The organism is Mesorhizobium humile (assembly GCF_033977215.1).
Taxonomy (GTDB): Bacteria; Pseudomonadota; Alphaproteobacteria; order Rhizobiales; family Rhizobiaceae; genus Mesorhizobium; species Mesorhizobium humile.
The window spans coordinates 59476-79521 of the sequence record NZ_JAVIIV010000020.1 but is presented as its reverse complement, the minus strand read 5'-3'; the positions used below and the strand labels follow the sequence as shown (position 1 = coordinate 79521).

General features: G+C 63.9%; 18 protein-coding genes and 2 pseudogenes. 6 read left to right on the top strand and 14 right to left on the bottom strand.

What is annotated here, in order from left to right:
- Positions 1 to 30: 30 nt before the first annotated feature.
- Positions 31 to 168, top strand: a pseudogene (locus tag RFM52_RS25520) (Tn3 family transposase); the annotation flags it as partial.
- A gap of 143 nt (positions 169 to 311) precedes the next feature.
- Here the strand turns inward: RFM52_RS25520 and RFM52_RS25515 are convergent.
- The 3 genes and pseudogenes from RFM52_RS25515 to RFM52_RS25505 all read right to left on the bottom strand — a co-directional run.
- A pseudogene (locus tag RFM52_RS25515) lies at positions 312 to 575 on the bottom strand (tyrosine-type recombinase/integrase); the annotation flags it as partial.
- Between the two features lie 400 nt (positions 576 to 975).
- Positions 976 to 2541 carry a glutamine-hydrolyzing GMP synthase gene (gene guaA, locus RFM52_RS25510; protein ID WP_320298526.1) on the bottom strand — a complete coding sequence of 522 codons (1566 nt, stop codon included), beginning with the start codon at positions 2539 to 2541 and terminating at the stop codon, positions 976 to 978.
- A 56-nt stretch (positions 2542 to 2597) separates the two neighbouring features.
- Positions 2598 to 3080: a MarR family winged helix-turn-helix transcriptional regulator gene (locus tag RFM52_RS25505; RefSeq protein ID WP_320298525.1), complete on the bottom strand. Its 483-nt coding sequence runs from the start codon at positions 3078 to 3080 to the stop codon at positions 2598 to 2600.
- A gap of 85 nt (positions 3081 to 3165) precedes the next feature.
- Here RFM52_RS25505 and RFM52_RS25500 point away from each other — a divergent pair, with 85 nt between their 5' ends.
- Positions 3166 to 3483: a hypothetical protein gene (locus RFM52_RS25500; RefSeq protein WP_320298524.1), complete on the top strand. Its 318-nt coding sequence runs from the start codon at positions 3166 to 3168 to the stop codon at positions 3481 to 3483.
- An 11-nt stretch (positions 3484 to 3494) separates the two neighbouring features.
- Here RFM52_RS25500 and RFM52_RS25495 read toward each other — a convergent pair whose 3' ends face one another.
- The 3 genes from RFM52_RS25495 to RFM52_RS25485 form a co-directional block, all read right to left on the bottom strand.
- Positions 3495 to 4133: a 5'-methylthioadenosine/S-adenosylhomocysteine nucleosidase gene (locus RFM52_RS25495; protein WP_320298523.1), complete on the bottom strand. Its 639-nt coding sequence runs from the start codon at positions 4131 to 4133 to the stop codon at positions 3495 to 3497.
- Positions 4134 to 4271: 138 nt separating this feature from the next.
- Positions 4272 to 4733: a PaaI family thioesterase gene (locus tag RFM52_RS25490; RefSeq protein ID WP_320298522.1), complete on the bottom strand. Its 462-nt coding sequence runs from the start codon at positions 4731 to 4733 to the stop codon at positions 4272 to 4274.
- 95 nt (positions 4734 to 4828) lie between these two features.
- The gene (locus RFM52_RS25485; protein ID WP_320298521.1) at positions 4829 to 6118 is read right to left on the bottom strand and encodes an RsmB/NOP family class I SAM-dependent RNA methyltransferase; all 1290 of its coding nucleotides are present in this window, start codon (positions 6116 to 6118) and stop codon (positions 4829 to 4831) included.
- Positions 6119 to 6452: 334 nt separating this feature from the next.
- On the opposite strand from RFM52_RS25485, the gene RFM52_RS25480 reads away from it, so the two are divergent.
- A complete protein-coding gene (locus tag RFM52_RS25480; RefSeq protein ID WP_320298520.1) occupies positions 6453 to 7130 on the top strand; it encodes an MIP family channel protein in 678 nt (225 codons plus the stop codon).
- A 69-nt stretch (positions 7131 to 7199) separates the two neighbouring features.
- Here RFM52_RS25480 and katG read toward each other — a convergent pair whose 3' ends face one another.
- A complete protein-coding gene (gene katG / locus RFM52_RS25475; protein ID WP_320298519.1) occupies positions 7200 to 9410 on the bottom strand; it encodes a catalase/peroxidase HPI in 2211 nt (736 codons plus the stop codon).
- A 166-nt stretch (positions 9411 to 9576) separates the two neighbouring features.
- Between katG and RFM52_RS25470 the strand changes: the two genes are divergently transcribed.
- Complete coding sequence (locus tag RFM52_RS25470; RefSeq protein ID WP_041009968.1) at positions 9577 to 10485, top strand: hydrogen peroxide-inducible genes activator; 909 nt, start codon at positions 9577 to 9579, stop codon at positions 10483 to 10485.
- A gap of 19 nt (positions 10486 to 10504) precedes the next feature.
- Here RFM52_RS25470 and RFM52_RS25465 read toward each other — a convergent pair whose 3' ends face one another.
- The 4 genes from RFM52_RS25465 to RFM52_RS25450 form a co-directional block, all read right to left on the bottom strand.
- Positions 10505 to 11311, bottom strand: a complete 807-nt coding sequence (locus tag RFM52_RS25465; protein WP_320298518.1) for an amino acid ABC transporter ATP-binding protein — start codon at positions 11309 to 11311, stop codon at positions 10505 to 10507.
- Positions 11308 to 12249: an amino acid ABC transporter permease gene (locus RFM52_RS25460; RefSeq protein ID WP_320298517.1), complete on the bottom strand. Its 942-nt coding sequence runs from the start codon at positions 12247 to 12249 to the stop codon at positions 11308 to 11310. The genes RFM52_RS25465 and RFM52_RS25460 overlap by 4 nt, the downstream gene beginning before the upstream one ends.
- A gap of 150 nt (positions 12250 to 12399) precedes the next feature.
- Complete coding sequence (locus tag RFM52_RS25455) at positions 12400 to 13257, bottom strand: ABC transporter substrate-binding protein (RefSeq protein ID WP_320298516.1); 858 nt, start codon at positions 13255 to 13257, stop codon at positions 12400 to 12402.
- Between the two features lie 79 nt (positions 13258 to 13336).
- Complete coding sequence (locus RFM52_RS25450; RefSeq protein ID WP_320298515.1) at positions 13337 to 14350, bottom strand: isopenicillin N synthase family dioxygenase; 1014 nt, start codon at positions 14348 to 14350, stop codon at positions 13337 to 13339.
- 92 nt (positions 14351 to 14442) lie between these two features.
- Between RFM52_RS25450 and RFM52_RS25445 the strand changes: the two genes are divergently transcribed.
- Together RFM52_RS25445 and RFM52_RS25440 are read left to right on the top strand one after the other, a co-directional pair.
- Positions 14443 to 15387, top strand: a complete 945-nt coding sequence (locus tag RFM52_RS25445; RefSeq protein ID WP_320298514.1) for a nucleoside hydrolase — start codon at positions 14443 to 14445, stop codon at positions 15385 to 15387.
- Positions 15388 to 15553: 166 nt separating this feature from the next.
- On the top strand, positions 15554 to 16228 hold the full coding sequence (locus RFM52_RS25440; RefSeq protein ID WP_320298571.1) for a TetR/AcrR family transcriptional regulator: 675 nt from the start codon (positions 15554 to 15556) through the stop codon (positions 16226 to 16228).
- Positions 16229 to 16289: 61 nt separating this feature from the next.
- Here RFM52_RS25440 and RFM52_RS25435 read toward each other — a convergent pair whose 3' ends face one another.
- The 3 genes from RFM52_RS25435 to RFM52_RS25425 all read right to left on the bottom strand — a co-directional run bounded on the left by RFM52_RS25435 (position 16290) and on the right by RFM52_RS25425 (position 20015).
- Positions 16290 to 17357 carry a calcium:cation antiporter gene (locus tag RFM52_RS25435; protein ID WP_320298513.1) on the bottom strand — a complete coding sequence of 356 codons (1068 nt, stop codon included), beginning with the start codon at positions 17355 to 17357 and terminating at the stop codon, positions 16290 to 16292.
- A gap of 257 nt (positions 17358 to 17614) precedes the next feature.
- Positions 17615 to 18238, bottom strand: a complete 624-nt coding sequence (locus tag RFM52_RS25430) for a poly-gamma-glutamate hydrolase family protein (protein WP_320298512.1) — start codon at positions 18236 to 18238, stop codon at positions 17615 to 17617.
- A 10-nt stretch (positions 18239 to 18248) separates the two neighbouring features.
- Positions 18249 to 20015: an AMP-binding protein gene (locus RFM52_RS25425; protein ID WP_320298511.1), complete on the bottom strand. Its 1767-nt coding sequence runs from the start codon at positions 20013 to 20015 to the stop codon at positions 18249 to 18251.
- Positions 20016 to 20046: the final 31 nt, after the last annotated feature.

Here is a 20046-nt window from a genome sequence, read left to right as displayed (position 1 = left end):
CGCCTCTGCTTTACTGGTGCGCGAGCCATCGGCCGACGCGACGGTCCGAAACGGATGGCCAGCGCGTCCGGAGGTATCGGCGCTCACCAGGTCAGCTGGATGCGCACCTTCCACGCCCGGTCAGAGACCTACCGCGCAGCGCAGGCCTGTGTGACGGACGCACACAGTGAGCGCGACTAAGTCCTATAGAGTACCAAGGGACGGTGAAACGCGACGGCCTTGTCGATAGCCCGCGCTGCCAAGCGCCTAATCTGTTGTCGTGGCCCCTGCCAGCAGTTTCGATTCGATGATCGAGGACAGGACCTCCCCCATCAAATTGAAGGATCTGGTTCAAAGATCGCAATTGTCGGAGGAACAAGCGCCACGGGCCGCTTCCTCCCTTCAACCCACGCTTCGACTAGGTCGGACCATTCCTGCATCATGTGGCGGCGCTGGATTTCGTATTCGGCCTTGTTGTAGACGCCGCGGGACGACCGGCCATCCTCGTGGGCCAGGCATTTCTCGATCCAGTCGCTGTTGAACCCAAATTCGTTGAGAAGCGTGGAGCCTGTGCGACGAAGATCGTGCACGGTGAAACGAGATCGCGCCGCTCGGCATCACCCGGACATACATGCCGTCGCGGTCCGCGACCTTGTACATTTTCTGTTTTGGTTTCAATGCCTTGAGGGCGGCGTCCGTCAGCATCCCGACTGCCTTTCAAAAAGTACGGTCACATGGTTTTTGAGAGCTACCGGTGTGAATTTGTCTTTCTTTTCAGCGTGTTAAACTGAAAAAAGTACCGTCATCAGCCCTATGGATCGTGACGGTACTGTCGAAAACTCAGGTTGGCAATACGAGCAAGGGCCGGCAAGCGGGTCGGCAAAGCCAAACCATGCACACCGATCGTAGTCGAACGCGCTGGCAAAAACTATTTTTGATTTCAGTGGCTTAAGTCGAACCTTGGCGTGATTTCGGCGGTGTTCGGATGGCCCTGAATCATTCCCACTCGATCGTGCCGGGCGGCTTCGAGGTCACGTCGTAGACGACGCGGTTGATGCCCTTGACCTCGTTGATGATGCGGGTGGCGGCCGCGCCCAGGAAGTTCATGTCGTAGTGGTAGAAGTCGGCTGTCATGCCGTCGACGGAGGTCACGGCGCGTAGCGCGCAGACGAATTCGTAGGTGCGGCCGTCGCCCATGACGCCCACCGTCTGCACCGGCAAAAGCACCGCGAAGGCCTGCCAGATGGCGTCGTACAGGCCGGCCTTGCGGATCTCGTCGAGATAGATGGCGTCGGCCTCGCGCAGGATCTCCAGCTTCTCGCGCGTGATGCCGCCCGGGCAGCGGATGGCAAGGCCGGGGCCCGGGAAGGGATGCCGGCCAATGAAGCTCTCGGGCAGGCCGAGCTCCTTGCCGAGCGCCCTCACCTCGTCCTTGAACAATTCGCGCAGCGGCTCGACCAGCTTCATGTTCATGCGCTCGGGCAGGCCGCCGACATTGTGGTGCGACTTGATCGTCACCGACGGGCCGCCGGAGAAGGAGACGCTCTCGATCACGTCGGGATAGAGCGTGCCTTGCGCCAGGAAATCGGCGCCGCCGAGCTTCTTCGCCTCGTCCTCGAACACTTCGATGAACAGGCGGCCGATCGTCTTGCGCTTTTTTTCGGGATCGGCCTCGCCTTCCAGCGCCGAGATGAAGCGGTCGGACGCATCGACCAGGATCAGCGGCAGATTGTAATGCTGGCGGAACATCTCCACCACGCCTGCCGCCTCGTCCTTGCGCATCAGGCCGTGGTCGACGAGGATGCAGGTCAACTGGTCGCCGATCGCTTCATGGATCAAAAGTGCGGCAACCGAGGAGTCGACGCCGCCCGAGAGCGCGCAGATGACCTTGCCCTTGCCGACCTGCTTGCGGATCGTCTCCACCGCATGCTCGCGATAGGCGCGCATTGTCCAGTCGCCCTCGATGCCGGCGATGTTGTGGACGAAGTTCCTGAGCAGCCTGGCGCCATCCGGCGTGTGCACCACCTCAGGGTGGAACATGATGCCGTACATCTTACGCTCGATATCGCCGAAGATGGCGAAGGGCGAGCTTTCCGACTTGCCGAGCACCTTGAAGCCCGCTGGCAGTTCGATGACGCGGTCGCCATGGCTCATCCACACCTGGTGGCGCTGGCCGGGCGCCCACAGTCCTTCGAACAGCGGGCTCTCCTTCTCGATCTCGACGAAGGCGCGGCCGAACTCGCGATGGTTGGAGCTTTCGGCGACGCCGCCCATCTGCACGCAAAGCGCCATCTGGCCGTAGCAGATGCCGAGCACCGGCACGCCGGCGTCGAACACGATCTGCGGCGCGCGGGGGCTGCCAATGTCGGTGGTCGAGGCCGGACCGCCCGACAGGATCACCGCTTTCGGATTGATGCGCTTGAAGGCGGCTTCGGCCGATTGGAACGGCACGATCTCGGAAAAGACGCCAGCCTCGCGAATGCGGCGGGCGATGAGCTGCGTGAACTGGCTGCCGAAATCGACAATCAGGACGGTGTCGGGATGATTGGCTGTCGTCGTCATGGCGAGCCTTTAGAGAAAGAAACGAGTCGACGCAATGGGTCGCGCGGTCGCGCCGCTCACTTCGATCCTGGTGCGTCTCCCGATGCGTCGCCCTGCTCGGCGTCAAGTGAGCGCAAGGCGTCCATCAGCGCCGCGAACCGCCGCTCGCCGATGCGATCGATATAGCCGCGTTCGATCTCAAGCTTGATGTGGTCGCCGTCGCGCAAGGCATCCAGACCCTTGCGCGTATAGCGCACAAGCTTGCCGCGCCCGTCCCGTGGATCGGGCAATCGCTCCAGCACGCCTTCCGCCTCCAGGCCGTCGAGCAATTGCTGAACCGCCTGCTTTGAGATGGCCGCGCGCTCGATCAATGCCGACTGGCGCGTGCCGTTGCGGGGAATGTGGCCGAGCAGCCCGGCGCGCGCCTCGCTGAACCACGCGTGGCCGGCGGCTCGCATGGCGGCAGCGAATTCCGTCTGCCATGCACGGCTCGCCTGCCATAGCCGCCAGCCGACATGATCGGGCAGCGCATCGGATTTTTCGTCAAGTTCCTTGACCATTCAGTCCAAGCTCCATATAGTCAAGATACTTGACGATATTCATGCCGTCGAGACCATTCCAAACGCAAACCCACGGACAGGGACAATGACGATACTGAACAGGGATACGCTGGCCATTATCATGGTCGGAACCACGCATGTCATCGACATGGGCGGCAAGAACGCCTTCGTCCACTATGAAACTGCCGATCGGGCGCACATGCTTCTGCCGGACGGCACGCGCTTCCACGGGGCCTGGACGCTGCTGGACGACGGCTACAAGGTCGAATGGAAGGACGGCCCGACCGGCGCATGGAAGCTCGACCATACACCAGGGGCGATCGACTATATCGACGCAACCGGCGCCGCCCGCGGACGCATTTCACGCATCGATTTCGGCGACCCGCAGCGCCTGGCCGCTTGATCCAACTGCAGTCAGCCACCAAGCAGGCCGTCGCCGATCGCCTGTTCCAGCAAACCGATCGCGGCGGCGAGCTTCTCGTCGATGACGTGGAGATACTCCGTCCAGTCGTTGACATGCCTGAGATCGGCCGCGCCGTCCGAAATGCCGCGGAGCCCGATCAGCGGCACGCCGAACAGCTGGCAGGCGCGCAGGCAGGCAAAAGTCTCCATGTCGACCATGTCGGCATCGATGGCGTCATAAGCGGCACCGGAGACGATCGCGCCGCCTGTGGAGAGCGCGGCGGTCTTGACGCCTGGAATGACGAAGGGCAGCGGCACCGACACCGGCAGGTCGAGGAAAGGCGTCGCGCCCTTCTCGAAGCCGAGCGGCGAAGCGTCCATGTCGCGATAGCTCACCGACACGGCCTGATAGATCTCGGCCTGCTCCAGCCTGCGGCTGCCGGCCGAGCCCAGCGAAACGACCAGGTCCGGAAGCGCACCCTCGGCCTTCAACGCCGCGAGCTCGGCACCCAGCCGCACACCGGCCTCGACCGGACCGACGCCGGTCATCAGCGGCGTGAACAGGCTTTTCAGATGCGGACCGTATTCAGCCTCGACAGCCATGACGAAGAGAACGGATTTTTGCCACAGGCGTGACACTTCGACAGTCATGAGCTTTACCCCTATTTGCTACGACGAAGAGAAAGGGCAACGTGCCCTCGCCGCCTGCCGGCCCTTCGCTATGGCTCCGGGCGTTCGTCGCTCGAAAAGCCCATTAGGGGGCTTTTCGTCCGCTGCGCGGACCGCTCCTCACCCCTCGATACCGTCGCGACCGACCACCGTCATCATGGTGCCGGTCATTGTGGCGATCAGCTTGGCCTCGCCATCGGCGGCGAAGGCGTAGGCCTGTCCGTCGGCGACGATGATGGTACGGCCGGGTTTCGTCACGGAGCCGCGGAACAGGAACCGCTCGCCCCTGCCCGGCGCCAGAAGGTTCACCTTGAACTCGATGGTCAGCACGCTCGAATTCTGCGGCATCAGCGAAAACGCGGCATAGCCGCAAGCCGAATCCAACGCGGTCGAAATGACGCCGGCATGCAGGAAGCCGTGCTGCTGGGTGAGCGAGGCGGAATACGGCATCTCGATCTCGATGATGCCGGGCGTCACCAGCGTCAGCTCGGCGCCGATGGTGGCCATTGCCTCCTGCCGGGCAAAGGAGGTCCTGACGCGTTCCTCGAAGTCGGGAGCGGGTACGATCTTGGCTGCTGCCATGGCGTTTCGCCTCATATTTGCTGGCGAAGCTTATTGCAGAGCCGGGCGAGACAGGCAATCTTTTATGTTGCAGCGCAGCAAAGGACTGGCCGCCGTCAAGCAGCCCTGCGCAAGGCGTGGAAATAGAAACCGTCGGTGCCGCTCAACGCCGGCGACAGCGAGATACCGCCGGCGCCGGCAATGCGCGCGGCTCCTTCATGGCCGGGGAAGCGGCCGTCCCAGAGCTGGCGATGATCGACCGGTGCAAAGCCTTCATGGCGCTCGCGGAAGGCCGCGACCTGCTCGCCGTTTTCAGCGTCGAACACCGAACAGGTGATATAGACGAGCAAGCCGCCCGGCTTGACGAAGGCCTGGGCCGTGTCGAGGATCGCCTGCTGCTCTGCCTTGCGGGCATCGAGCTGCCTTTCCGTCAATCGCCATTTGGCGTCGGGCCGCCGCCGCCAGGTGCCGCTGCCGGTGCAGGGCGCGTCGATCAGCACGATGTCCATATGATTGGCGAGCGGCGCAAGCTCCGCGGGCTTGCTGACGACCTGGATGTTGCGGTTGTGCGAGCGGCGGATGCGCTCGAAGATCGGCGCCAGCCGCACCTTTTCCGCGTCATGAGCGAAGAGCTGGCCTTTGTTGTCCATCTCGGCCGACAGCGCCAGCGTCTTGCCGCCGGCGCCGGCGCAATAGTCGAGCACCTGCATGCCAGGCGCGGCGCCGGCAAGAACCGCGGCAAGCTGCGAACCCTCGTCCTGCACTTCGAACCAGCCTTTCTGGAAGGCCGGCTCGGCCTGCACGTTCGGATGCCTGCCGTCGCCGTCGATCGGCGGGATGCGGATGCCGTGCGGCGCGATCGCCGCAGGCGCGGCACCCGTGCCCTGCAGCTCGGCCAGCACCTTGGCGCGATCGGCCTGGAGCGTGTTGACCCTGAGATCCAACGGCGGGCGCTGCGCCAAGGCCGCGCCTTCCTCGACCCAGGCCTCGCCATAGGCCTGCTCGAGCAGCGGCGCGCACCAGTCCGGGATATCGGCACGCACCACATCGGGCGCGTCGGCCAGCCTGCGGCTGGCGGCTGCCTTCAGCTCGCCGGCGTCGAGCAGCGGCGGCGCGAATTTGTCGCCGTCGAGCGCGCCGTTGAGCGACTGCGCCGTCTGGCCCCATTCCAAAAGAAGCGCGCCGAAGCCGATGGCGCGCGGGGTGTCCTCGCCGAACAGCCAGCCGGCCGAGCGTTTGCGGCGCAGCGCGTCATAGACGATGTTGCCGATCGCCGCGCGATCGCCACCACCGGCGAAGCGATGCGACAGGCCCCAGTCGCGCAGGGCGTCGGCCACCGGCCGGTGACGCCGGCCGATGTCTTCCAGAACCTCTATCGCTGCTGCCAGCCTTCCGCCCAATCGCATTCCGTTTTCCGCTTACACCACAAAATCGGCTCCAGCCCGCTCTTAAAGCGTTTCAGGCCTGGATTGAAAGAGTTCTGTTCGCGCTGGCTGCGAAACCCGTTTCCAAAACCAAGCGATACCCCCGAACGGTTTTTCAGAGCAAGGCGCCACCACCGTAAAAAGCAAGAACAATTCGCCAGAATATGAAAGGTCTCTAATGTCTTTGACTGGCGGGTACAAGCAAGCTTTTTGGCTTAACCTCTCAGCTTTCCAAGTGTTGCCCCCAGGAATACTCTTCCGGCAGTGATTCGCGGCGCGGGAGACGCGGTTTGGCGGATCCTATGAGGAGAGGGCAATGAAGACTTATCTGGCAGAAGTTCTCGGCACGTTTTTGTTGGTGTTCATCGGCACGGCCTCCGTGGTCACGGGCGGTTTCGGCGGCGCGCTGCCGCTCGGACAGGAAGGCATCGGCCTGGCGTTCGGCATCGGCCTGATCGCCGCGGCCTATGCGATCGGCCCGATCTCGGGCGCGCATCTCAATCCGGCGGTGACGCTCGGCGTGTTCCTGGCGGGGCGGATGCCGGCCAAGGATGTCGTCCCCTACTGGATCGCGCAGGTCATCGGCGCAATCATCGCCTCGCTGGCGCTGTGGATCATCGTATCGGGCCAGGCCGGCGGCCACACCGGCGGCTTCGGCGCCAATGGCTGGGACGCGACGAAATGGGGCATGAGCTCGGCCTTCCTGTGGGAGCTGATCGGCACCTTCACCTTCGTCACGGTGATCCTCGGCGTCACCAACGCCAAGCACACTACCGCCTTTGCCGGCCTGGTCATCGGCCTGACGCTGGCCGGGATCCACTTCGCCATGATCCCGGTGACCGGCACCTCGGTCAATCCGGCGCGCTCGATCGGCCCGGCGCTGTTTTCGGGTGGCGCTGCGCTCGGCCAGCTCTGGCTGTTCATCGTCGCGCCGCTGATCGGCGGAGCGATTGCCGGCGTCGTCGCCAAGGCCGGTATCTTCGAAAAAGACTGATCCGTCTTGAAGGAGTGAACGAAAAAGGCGCGGGCTTGGCCCGCGCCTTTTTACTTGGGAGGATGGACCTTACTTTGCGATATCGAAGCGGTCGGCGTTCATCACCTTCGTCCATGCCTTGACGAAGTCCTTGACGAACTTGGCCTTGGCGTCAGTCGAGCCGTAGACCTCGGAGAGCGCGCGCAGCTGCGCGTGCGAGCCGAAGATCAGGTCGGCACGGGTGCCTGTCCACTTGACCTGCTTGGTCTTGCGGTCGCGCGCCTCGTAGACCTCGTCCGAGCCGGGCTCGGAGCCGGCCGCCGGATCCCAGACGGTCGCCATCGAAAGCAGGTTGACGAAGAAGTCATTGGTGAGCGTGCCCGGCCTGTCGGTGAAGACGCCGTGCTTGGAGCCGCCGGCATTGGCGCCGAGCACGCGCAGGCCGCCGACCAATACCGTCATCTCCGGCGCCGTCAGCGTCAACAGCTGGGCACGGTCGACCAGCATCGCTTCGACCGACATCGGCAGCTTGCCGCGGGCATAATTGCGGAAGCCATCGACTTTCGGTTCCAGCGCGGCAAAGGAAGCGACATCCGTCTGCTCCTGCGAAGCGTCCATGCGGCCTGGTGTGAAGGGCACCTTCACCTCATTGCCGCCATCCTTGGCCGCCTTCTCGACCGCGGCGACGCCGCCGAGCACGATGAGATCGGCCAGCGAGACCTTCTTGTCGCCGGTCTGGGCCGCGTTGAACTCCTTCTGGATGGCTTCCAGTTTGGCCAGAACCTTGGCGAGTTGGGCCGGCTGGTTGACCTCCCAGTCCTTCTGCGGCGCAAGGCGGATACGGCCGCCATTGGCGCCGCCGCGCTTGTCCGAGCCGCGGAAGGTCGAGGCGGAAGCCCAGGCGGTCGAGACCAGCTCGGAGACCGAGAGGCCGGAAGCCAGGATCTTGGCCTTGAGCGAAGCGATGTCGGCCTCGCTCACAAGCTCATGGTCGACCGCCGGGATCGGATCCTGCCAGATCAGCTCTTCCTTCGGCACGAGCGGGCCGAGATAGCGCACGAGCGGGCCCATGTCGCGGTGGGTAAGCTTGAACCAGGCGCGGGCGAAGGCGTCGGCAAACTCATCCGGATGCTGGTGGAAGCGGCGCGAGATCTTCTCGTAGGCCGGGTCGAAACGCAGCGCCAGGTCGGTGGTGAGCATCGCCGGCGCGTGACGCTTGGAGGGGTTGTGCGCGTCCGGCACGGTGCCGGCTCCGGCGCCGCCCTTCGGCGTCCACTGATGGGCGCCGGCCGGGCTCTTCGTCAGCTCCCATTCGTAGTTGAAGAGGTTGTCGAAGAAGTTGTTGCTCCATTTGGTCGGCGTCGTCGTCCAGGTCACCTCGAGGCCCGAGGTGATGGCGTCGCCGGCGATGCCGGAGGCATATTTGCTCGACCAGCCGAGGCCCTGCGCCTCGATGCCCGCGCCTTCGGGCTCGGCACCCACGAGCGAGGCGTCACCGGCGCCATGGGTCTTGCCGAAGGTGTGGCCACCGGCGATCAGCGCCACGGTTTCCTCGTCGTTCATCGCCATGCGGCCGAAGGTCTCGCGGATGTCGCGCGCGGCGGCGATCGGGTCCGGCTTGCCGTTCGGGCCTTCGGGGTTGACGTAGATGAGGCCCATCTGCACGGCGCCGAGATGGCCGCGAAGCTCACGGTCGCCCGAATAACGCTCGTCGCCAAGCCACTTGGCTTCGGAACCCCAATCCACGTCCTGCTCCGGCTCCCAAACATCGGCGCGGCCGCCGGCGAAACCGAAGGTCTTGAAGCCCATCGATTCCAGCGCGACGTTGCCGGTGAGGATCAGGAGGTCGGCCCAGGAGATCTTGCGGCCGTATTTCTGCTTGACCGGCCACAGCAGCCGGCGCGCCTTGTCGAGATTGGCGTTGTCCGGCCAGCTGTTCAGCGGCGCGAAGCGCTGCTGGCCGGCACCGGCGCCGCCGCGGCCGTCGCCGATGCGATAGGTGCCGGCGCTATGCCAGGCCATGCGGATGAAGAGCGGCCCGTAATGGCCGAAGTCGGCCGGCCACCAGTCCTGCGAATCCGTCATGACCTTGTGCAGATCCTTGACTACTGCATCGAGATCGAGGCTTGCGAACTCCTTGGCGTAGTCGAAATCCTCGCCCATCGGGTCCGACAGGTTCGACTGCTGATGCAGGACGGCAAGGTCGAGCTGGTTCGGCCACCAGTCACGGTTGGTCCGGCCGGCGGGTCCATGCGCCACGGGGCACTTGCCAGCGCTGTTGTCGTCAGTTTTGGCGTCCATCTTAGTCTCCGATTCTGCCGAGGTTTTTGCCGAGGTTGAATTTTGCCGAGGTTCCCGAGTTTCGGGAGGCAGCCATTGGCCGCGCGAACCTGGAATGATTCCAGACTAGGCCGGCCAGCCGATAAAGACAAATTGCCTTTCCTGTTTCATTTGATAGGATTTTCTTATGATTGGCCTCACAGTCCGGCAGATGCAATATTTCGACGCGCTGGCGCAGACGCTGCATTTCGGCCGCGCCGCGAAGCTTGCCGGCGTCAGCCAGCCGGCCCTTTCCGCGCAGATCGCCGAGATGGAAGAGCGGCTGAACTGCCTGTTGTTCGAGCGCGGCGGCAAGACGGTGCGCATGACCGACGAGGCGCTTGCCCTGCAGCCGCGTATCGAACGCATTCTGGCCGACATACGTGACGTCGAGACGACTGCCCGGCGCGGCCGCCCGACCATGGAGGGACGCTTCCGGCTGGGCATCATCCCGACCGTCGCGCCCTACCTCCTGCCGCACGTGCTGCCGGAGTTGAAAAAGCATTACCCTTCCCTGCAGCTCGAACTGCGCGAGGCGGTGACCGCGTCGCTGGTCGAGGACGCGACGTCGGGCCGGCTCGACGCCTTCATCGCGGCCTTGCCGCTCGATCAGCCGGCGATCGTCACCGAAGGGCTTTTCCCCGACCGCTTCTTCCTCGCCGTTCCCGCCGGCGATCCGGCCTTCGCCTCACCGCCGGTGCCGCCCGAGAGCCCGGCGCTGGAGCGGCTCATGCTTCTGGAGGAAGGCCACTGCCTGCGCGAGCAGGCCTTGGCCGTCTGCGGCAATGTGCGGCCGGTGGCGATGGCAAGCTATGGCGCGACCAGCCTGACGACACTCCTCCAGATGGTGGCGCATGGGCTCGGCGTCACGCTGGTGCCGGAAATGGCGGCAAGTGCCGCCGGCGTCATGCCGGACCTGAGGATCGTGCCGTTCCAGGAGCCGATGCCGCAGCGCATGATCTGCATGGCCTGGCGGAAGAACAAGGTGCGGCAGGACGAGTGTGTGGAGCTGGCAAGGATCATACGCGGACTGGATCGGGCGGTGCTGGCGGCGTGAAGCCGACATCGGGCCGAAATCAAAGCACCCGAGACAGGAATTCGCGCGTGCGGGGCGACTGCGGATCGGCGATCATCTGGCGCGGCGCGCCGCGCTCGACGATGACGCCGCCGTCCATGAAGACAAGCTGGTCGCCGATCTCGCGGGCAAAACCGATCTCATGGGTGACGACGACCATGGTCATGCCGCTCTCGGCCAGGTCGCGCATGACCTGCAGAACCTCGCCGACGAGCTCGGGGTCGAGCGCCGAGGTCGGCTCGTCGAAGAGCAGCACCTTCGGCTTCATCGCCATGGCGCGGGCGATCGCCACACGCTGCTGCTGGCCGCCGGACAATTCGCGCGGGTAGCGGTCGACCTTGTCGAGCAGGCCGACGCGCTTGAGCAGGATTTCCGCCTCGGCCTTGGCCTGGTCGGGCGCGATGCGCCGCACCTGCGTCGGCGCCTCGATGAGGTTCTCCATCACGGTCATGTGCGAGAACAGGTTGAAGGATTGGAACAGCATGCCGATCTCGGCGCGCCGCTGGCAGAGCAAATCGTCCTTGACTTCGTAGAGCTTGTCGTCCCGGAGGTCGTAGCCGACGAACTGGCCGTCGACGAGCAGGAGGCCGCCGCTGATCTTCTCCAGATGGTTGATGCAGCGCAGGAAGGTGCTCTTGCCGGAGCCGGACGGGCCGATGATGCAAGCGACGGAGCCTGCCGGAACATCGAGGTCGATGCCCTTGAGCACTTCCAACTGGCTGTAGGATTTGCGCACGCCACGCGCAAACACCATGGAATCGGCGGGCACACCGAAGCGGGCGCGGTTCTCGGACTTCACATCGCTCATCGGGCAATGCCGCGCAGGCTGATGGCGTTGCGCAGCGTGCGCATCGAGAGCGGCTCGCGGCGCGTGTCGCTGCGGCCGAAATGACGCTCGAGGAAATGCTGGCCGACCGACATGATGCTGACCACCGCAAGGTACCAGAACGCCACCACGATCAGCAGCGGGATCGTCTCGAAGGTGCGCGCGTAGATGCTCTGGGCCGAATAGAACAGATCGTCGACCGCGATGAAGGTCACCAGCGATGTCATCTTGAGCAGGTTGATGGCCTCGTTTCCGGTCGGCGGCAGCACGAAACGCATGGCCTGCGGCAGCGTGATGCGTTTCAGGATCATTCGATAGGGCATGCCGAGCGCGCTCGCCGCCTCCGCCTGGCCCGACGGCACCGACTTGATGCCGGCGCGGATGATCTCGGCCATATAGCCCGCCTCGCAGAGCGAAAGCGCGACGACGGCCGAGAAGAAGGGCGTCATGAAATCGTTGGTGCGAACGGAAAAAAGCGTGCCCAGGAACGGAACGGTCAGCGAGACCTCGCGCACCAGCAGCGACAGGTTGAACCAGAAGATGAGCTGGATCAGCGCCGGCACGCCGCGGAAGAACCAGACATACACGCCGGCAAAGCCGCGCAGCACCGCGCTCGGCGACACGCGCATGATGGCGATCACGGTGCCGATGACGATCGCCAGCGCCATGATCACCACGGTGAGGATCAGGGTGTTGGCGAGGCCGCGCATGATCGAAGGATGGAAGAGATAGCCCCCGGCCGTGCCCCAGGCGAAGGCCGGGTTGCTGGCGAAGGCCCGGATGATGAGGAAAGCCAGCAGCAAGGCGAGCGCCGTGCCGACCCAGATGCCATAGCGGCGCTGCGGCACGACGGTGAGCCGGGCCACCGCGGCGGCGGCGCCTTGCTCGATGCTCATCTCGGTCGGGAGGGCCGCGCCCATCGCTCAACTCCTGATCATGTCAGGCATCCGGCTGACCGGATGCCGATGTCCCGTTCAAACGCTGGCGCGCCCTGCCGGGCGCGCAAACACGTCGTGCTGATTTTGCGATGGTCCTTCGCGAAAATCGATTCCGATTTCGGATCGATTGCCTTAGTCCGCGCGCAGCGCATCCATGCTGTTGACGAAATAGGGTTCCTTGATTGCGTAGGCGCCCATGCCGTATTTCTCGAGAATGGTCTTGTAGGTACCGTTCTTGAACAGCTCGGAAAGCGCGGCGACCATCATGTCGGCGGTGCCCTTGTCGTCCTTGGCGATTGCCATGCCGAGCGGGGCAACCTCATAGAGCTTCGGCAACACGACGAGCTGGCCCTTGCTGGTCACCTCGAAGTAGCTCGACGCGGTCGCGTCGTCCATACGGGCGTCGATGCGGTCGGAGAGCGTCGCCTGGGTGCTGTCGGCGGTGGAGTTGAACAGCGACTTCTGGATCGCCGCCTGCCCTTTGTCGGTGCAGTCCTTGCTCAGCTTGTCGATCAGGAAGTCCGAAGCGCTGCCGCCGGTGGCGCCGATGCGCTTGCCGCACAGGCCGTTGTCGGCGGACAGGCTGTCCTTCTTGTCGGGCGTCGTCGAAACGGCGATGCCGGCCTTGAGGAACATGATGAAGTCGACCTGCTTCAAGCGCTCGGGCGTCGCCGAGAAGGTCTCCCAGGCGATCTTGAAGCGGCCGGCGGCGAGGCCGGGGATCATCGATGGGAACGGAATGCGCTGGACGTCCAGCTTGGCGTCGAGGGCTTTCGCCACCTCGCCGGCGAGGTCGATGATGATGCCGGTTTGCTTGCCGTCGGCGTCGAGATATTCGAACGGCGCGAAGTCGACCGTGTTGGCGACGGTGAGCGCGCCCGACTGCTTGACCTCATCCGACTTCGGAATTTCGGCGGCTTTGGAAAGGCCGCTCCAGGCCGTGGCGAAAGCAGCCAGCGCAAGGCCGGCCATGCGTAGGTTTGTTCTCATTTTCGTTCCCCTGTTGCTCATTCTTCATTGCCCCGGCGCGCCATGAACAGGTCGACGCAGGGGCGGACCGTCCGATCGCCTACGCGCTCGCCGCCTCCGCGGCCTTCTTCTTGCGGTAGTGATAGTTCTTGTCGATGCGCTCCATCAGATAGTCGCCATAGAGCACCGGCTCGTATTTTGGGCTGGCGCCGGCGGGCACGCAGACGGGCAATGCCGCGATCGTCTCGTCCATCGACGGGTCGAAGAAAAAGGGCTGCGAGTAGCGCTCGCGCCCGGACCTGTTGATGACGCGATGCGGCGTCGAGACGAACTGGTCGTTCGACCAGCGCGCCAGGATGTCGCCGACATTCATGACGAAGGAATCCGGGATCGGCGGCGCGGGCACCCATTCGCCAGCCTTGTTCTTGACCTCCAGGCCGCCCACGTCATCCTGCGCAAGCAAGGTGATGAAACCATAATCGGTATGCGGGGCGGAGCCGAACAGCCCCTCCTCGTGCGGCTGCGTCGGATAGTGCAGCAGCCTGAGGAAGGTTGTCGGCTGATCGAAATAGCGATCGAGGCTGCCGGCCGGAAGGCCGAGCGACAGCGCGATGGCGCCGACCATTTTGCGGGCAAGCGTGCTCATCTCGCCGACATAGTTCTCGATCGTTTCCCGGAAGCCGCCCAGCGCGGCCTCGTCCGGCCACTGGTTGGGACCTTGCAGCGGCTTTTCGGCGAGAGCCCGAGGATCATCTTCGCCGACCTCATGCATGAAGAAAATCGACTCGCTCTGGTTGGGCTTGCTGACGGTCGCGACCGACGAGGTGACGATGGTCGAACCGGCGAAGGGCAGATAGCCGCGGAAATTCCGGTCGATCTTGAGCTTGAGCTTTTCATCCTCCGGCAAGGCAAAGAAGCGCTTGCTTGCCTCGCGCACCGCCTCGACATCGGCGCGCGGGATCGGATGGCCGACGACGTATAGGAAGCCGACCGTCTCGAGATAGCGGCGCAGCGTCGCCGCCGTCGCCCGGATCGCATCCTGGTCGGCGCCGTAGAGAGCCGACACGTCGAGGATCGGAATTTCGGAAAAGTCGCCGCGCTCTCGTTCGCCCATTTTCGATCATCCTGTCTTGAACATAAGATACAGTACTGTATTTCTACACATCCAGACGGGCTCATCAATAGGCTTTCGAAAGCAGGCACGACATGGCACCACGCAAGATCATCATCGACACCGATCCCGGCCAGGACGATGCCTTCGCCATTCTGTTCGCGCTCGGCTCGCCGTCCGAGATCGAGGTGGTGGGCATCACCACCGTCGGCGGCAATGTGCCGCTGCCGCTGACGTCGAAGAATGCGCTGAAAGTGGTCGAGCTTGCCGGGCGGCCCGACGTGCCGGTTTACGCCGGCTGTCCGGGGCCGATGGTGAAGAAGCTGATGACCGCCGAATATGTGCACGGCAAGACCGGGCTCGACGGCGCCGATCTCCCCGAGCCGGTAACGCCGCTGCAGAGCGAGCATGGCGTCAATTATCTCGTCCGGGCGATCATGGACGCGCCGGAAGGCGAGCTGACCGTCTGCACGCTCGGACCAATGACCAATCTGGCGATGGCCATGACCATGGAGCCCAGGATCATCCCGCGCCTGCGCGAAGTGGTACTGATGGGCGGCGGCTTCTTCGAGGGCGGCAATGCGACGCCCGCCGCCGAGTTCAATATCTTCGTCGACCCGCACGCGGCGCACAAGGTGTTCGACAGCGGCGTGCCGCTGACGATGGCGGGCATCGACTGCACCTACACGGCGATAATGACGCTGGAGTGGCTCGACCGCCTGCGCGCCACCGGCAGCAGGGCGGCGATGGAGGCTGCCAACCTCGCCGACTTCTACCGCCAGTATGGCAGCCACAAATTCGGCACCCCGGGGCGGCCGATCCACGATGCCTGCGTAACCGGCTATCTGCTGGCGCCGGAGATCTACGAAAAGCGCCAATGCGCGGTGACGGTGGACATCGTCTCGCCCGAGACGATCGGCATGACCGTGGTCGACTGGTGGCATGTCACCGGACGGCGCAAGAATTGCAACGTGCTGCGCCGCATCGAGCCGGCGCCGTTCTTCGAGCTCATGCTGCAGCGGATCAGCGCATTGCCCTGAGCCCAGAAAGCATGGCGGTTTCGCTCGAGAACGACATGCATGGGCCAGGAGAGACAGCGTTCCACGGTGGACGGCGACGGTTGCGGGTTGCGAAGCGGGCAAACATCGGATTGATCAGGGATGGCCGGGCGAATTGCCACCGGCCGCCACGGAGGCCTGGAAGCAGTTGAAAGCGGATGCCGCCTCGGCGAAGACCAAACGATCGTCCCGGGCGCGCAGCGGATCAGCAGCACGGCAGACGCTGAGCCGCGAGGCGTGGATCGCGGCGGCGCGCAAGGTGCTGGAAAAGCGCGGCATCGCCGAGGTCAAGATCGACCGCCTGTCCAAGCAGCTCAAGGTCACGCGCGGCAGTTTCTATTTCCACTTCATCAGCCTCGCCGACCTCCGCGACGGGCTGCTGCAGGAATGGCGCGACATCAACTGCGCGCCGTTCTGGGCGATGCGAGAGACGCATGACGTGGACGGCCTGCGGTTCTTCACCGACATCGTGCATGTCTGGGTCGACGAGGCGCCCTTCAGTCCCCTGCTCGATCTTGCCGTGCGCGACTGGTCACGGACATCGCGGAAGCTGGCGCAGGAAGTGAAGGACATGGACGATTTGCGCATCGCGCTGCTCGACCGCTCCTTCCGTGCGATGGGCTATTCGCCCGACGAAAGCCTGGTCAGGGCGCGCATCACCTATTTCCACCAGATTGGCCAATACGCGCTGTCCTTCAAGGAGGATCCGGCCGTACGCCGCAGCTATCAGCCGCTGTTCGGCGAAGTGCTGCTCGGTCCGCTCGTCCAGGAACCAGGCTCGGCGCCAAGGCCGTCAGAGATGAAGGCAGGCCGGCGATCGTAGAGCGGCCATGCGTCGGGTTACCTGCCAGCCGTATCTATCCTTGCCGGCTTCCACCAAGCCTTCACGGCACAAAGATCAGAAACACATAGGTGAAAAACACCACGACATGGACCATGCCGGTCAGGAACGTCGTTCTTTCGGTGCTGAAGCTCACGCTGCATATGAAAAGCGCCAGCACCAGAAGCACGGCATCTGACGCCGGAAGCCCCAGGGTCAGCCCCCTGCCCGTCAGCAGGCTGGCGGCCGCGACCGCCGGTATCGTCAAACCGATCGTGGCGCAGGCCGAGCCCATCGCGACATTCAGGCTGCGCTGCAGCTCATTCCTGAACGAGGCGCGGATCGCCGAAATGGCTTCCGGCATCAGAACCAGAGCCGCAATCATTGCCCCCACAATGCTATCGGCCTGGGTCACCTGGTAGGCGGCGAGCGCATCCTCCACGCTCGCGGCGACCTGCTCGGCGAGCAGGACGATGCCGACCAGCCCGCACAACAGTAGCAGGGCGCTGACGGAAATGCTGTCGTGGGAAGCGGTTCGCGTCGGAACGTCATGCGCCTGTTCCTGGACGAAGTCCTCCCGGTGCCGGACGGTCTGGGCAAACACGAAGCTCGCATAGAGCAGTACCGAAAGGACGCTTACGAAACCAAGCTGAGCCGCCGAAAACGTGCCGGGATCCGTGGCCTGGGTGTAGGTCGGAAGAATAAGCGTCATCACGGTCAGCGCGATCAGAACCGACAGGTAGGCGCTGGTCCCTTGCCGGACGATCGCCTGCTTGCGATAGCGCCAGCCGCCAAGCGTGAGACAGATGCCGACAACGCCAGTGGAGGTAATCATCACCGTCGAGAAGACGGATTCGCGCGCCAGCGTCGGGTTGTTTGCGCCGTGCAGCATCATGGAGACGATGATCGACACTTCGATCGCCGTCACCGCAAAAGTCAGCACCAAGGTTCCGTAGGGCTCCCCCACGCGCCGGGCGACTGCCTCGGCGTGGTCGAGCACGACGAAAATGGTGGTGAACATGATGGCGCTGGACAGCGCTCCAACCAGTATCCTGGCGTTCAGCGCCCCTTCGTCGACCGAAAGGCCGCTGGCCCTGACTGCGAAAGCCATGGCCAGCGCCGCCAACGGCATCGTGTAGGAAGTCACCGACCGCCCGTAACCAGTCATCCAAGCCCACCCAAGAGCGTTTCACCGTTTCACGGAAACGGCGAACCGCTCTATCTCTTTGTTTTTCCGCAATTCCGGACGGAACTTACGGCGAAGACGCCGAACTTAACCGCTCACACTTTTCCTGGAATTGCTCTTACGCCACGCGTTTCCCGCGAACTTAGCGTAAAAGCGCGTAGAGAGCACCTGTCACGGGCATCCTTGCCCGCCAAGCCGGTCGGTCAAAATACTATTGAGGACTGGGCGCCATTTCTAGCGTCGAATACATCAATGGCCTTGCGAACCGCCCCACAGAATCTTTCCAGAAGCTCCGGCTCGTTCCCCAGCCGACGGCGCAGCGACAGGGGCACTTCCAGCTGTGCGCCTTTCCCCGTCAGTCCTCGGTTAACGATGTTCGAATCCTGGATACCTGGAAACGGATGATTGTCCTTTTTCGTCTGGAAGCCGGTCTCCTGCAGACGCCATGCGATCTCTGAAACCAACGCGGCGTCCTTGCCGCCCAGGTAGACTGTCGCGGGATCGTCCCGATCCTGGCGGCCGTGGATGGTGACGACAGTGGACTTCGTCCGCAACAGTTCCAGCGCGGTTGCCTCGTCGAAATTCCTGGACGTTATGTGCAGCTCCCGGTTGCTTTCCGGCATGAGCCCTTCAAAGCAATACATATCGAGATCGCGCCCCGCTATCGTCTCGGTGATCAGCGAGGTGCGGGGCTCGATCTTGCCGCCATGCGGTGCCATGACGATCGCGCCGCCGGTTCGCGCGCCGCGCCGGACGACTATGCGATAATCCATGTTTTCGATTTTGGCGGCTCTCAGCGCCGCGAAATTTGGAAACTCGTTGTCCATAAATGCCGTTTCACGCCGTCTTCTGCGTCACCAATCCCAATTCCTCCACCATCGCCTCGCGCATCAGGAATTTCTGCGGCTTGCCGGTCACCGTCATCGGCAGCTCGGTGCGGAAGCGGATGTAGCGCGGCACCTTGTAATGCGCTATCTGGCCGGCGCAGAAGGCCTTGATCTCCTCGGCGGTGGCGATCTGGCCGGGCTTCAGGACGATCCAGGCGCAGAGCTCTTCGCCATATTTGTCGTCCGGAATGCCGAAGACCTGCACTTCCTTGATCTTGGGATGGCGGTAGAGGAATTCCTCGACTTCGCGCGGATAGACGTTCTCGCCGCCGCGGATGACCATGTCCTTCACCCGGCCGACGATGTTGCAATAGCCCTCGGCGTCGATCGTCGCGAGGTCGCCGGTGTGCATCCAGCCGTCGGCGTCGATCGCCTCGCGGGTCTTGTCGGCGTCGTCCCAATAGCCCTTCATCACCGAATAGCCACGCGTGCAGAGCTCGCCCGGCTCGCCGACCGCGACGGTGGCGCCGTCGGCGCCGATCGCCTTGACCTCGACATGCGGGTGGATGCGGCCGACGGTGGAGACGCGCTTTTCCAGCGGATCGTCGACGCTGCTCTGGAAGGAGACGGGGCTGGTCTCCGTCATGCCATAGGCGATCGTCACTTGCGACATGTGCATGAGCGAGACGACCTTCTTCATCACCTCGATCGGGCATGGCGAACCGGCCATGATGCCGGTGCGAAGGCTGGACAAGTCGAAGGTGGAAAAATCGGCGTGGTCGAGCATGGCGACGAACATGGTCGGCACGCCGTAGAGTCCGGTGCAGCGCTCCTGCGCGACCGCTTTCAGCGTCGCGCCGGCATCGAAGCCTTCGCCCGGGAAAACCATGGTGGCGCCCTTGGAGACGCAGCCCATCGTGCCCATCGACATGCCGAAGCAATGGTAGAGCGGCACCGGGATGCAGAGCCGGTCGTCGACGGTGAGGCGGATCGCCGAGGTGACGAAATTGCCGTTGTTGACGATGTTGGAATGCGTCAGCGTCGCGCCCTTCGGCGCGCCGGTCGTGCCTGAGGTGAACTGGATGTTGATGGCATCGCCGGGCTTCAGGCCTTCGGAGATGCGGTCGAGGCTGTCATGCTCGTCGCGGCCGGCCATGGCCAGAACATCGCCGAAATTGAACATACCGGGCGAGTTGTCTTCGCCCATGCGGATGACGATTTCGAGCGCCGGCAGTTTCTTCGCCTTGAGCTTGCCGGGCTCCGCCTTGGCGAGCTCCGGCGCCAGCGTCTCGATCATCCCGAGATAGTCGGAGGTCTTGAACTGCGCGGCGGTGACCAGCGCCTTGCAGCCCACCTTGTTGAGAGCGTATTCCAATTCGGTCAACCGGTAGGCCGGGTTGATGTTGACCAAGATCAGGCCGATGCGCGCGGTGGCAAACTGCGTCACCAGCCATTCCCAACGGTTCGGCGACCAGATGCCGACGCGGTCGCCTTTTTCCAGCCCGAGCGCCAGGAAGCCAGCAGCCAGCGCGTCGACCGTGTCCGACAGCTCGCTCCAGGTGAAGCGCTTGTCCTGTCCTACGAAGACGGCGGCGTCGAGCGTGGCGTATCTGCTCACCGTGTCGGAAAACAGCCCCGGAATGGTCTTGTCGAGCAGGGGCACCGAGCGGTCGCCCGACACATGCGCCTTGCCGCCAAGCGGAGCGACGAAGGCGCCGCTGGCGCCGCGCCGGCGCAGATTGGTGGCGTTCATGAGTTCGTCGAGTTTGATCGCCATCGCCGTCTCCTCCCGGGATGGGCCCAGCCTA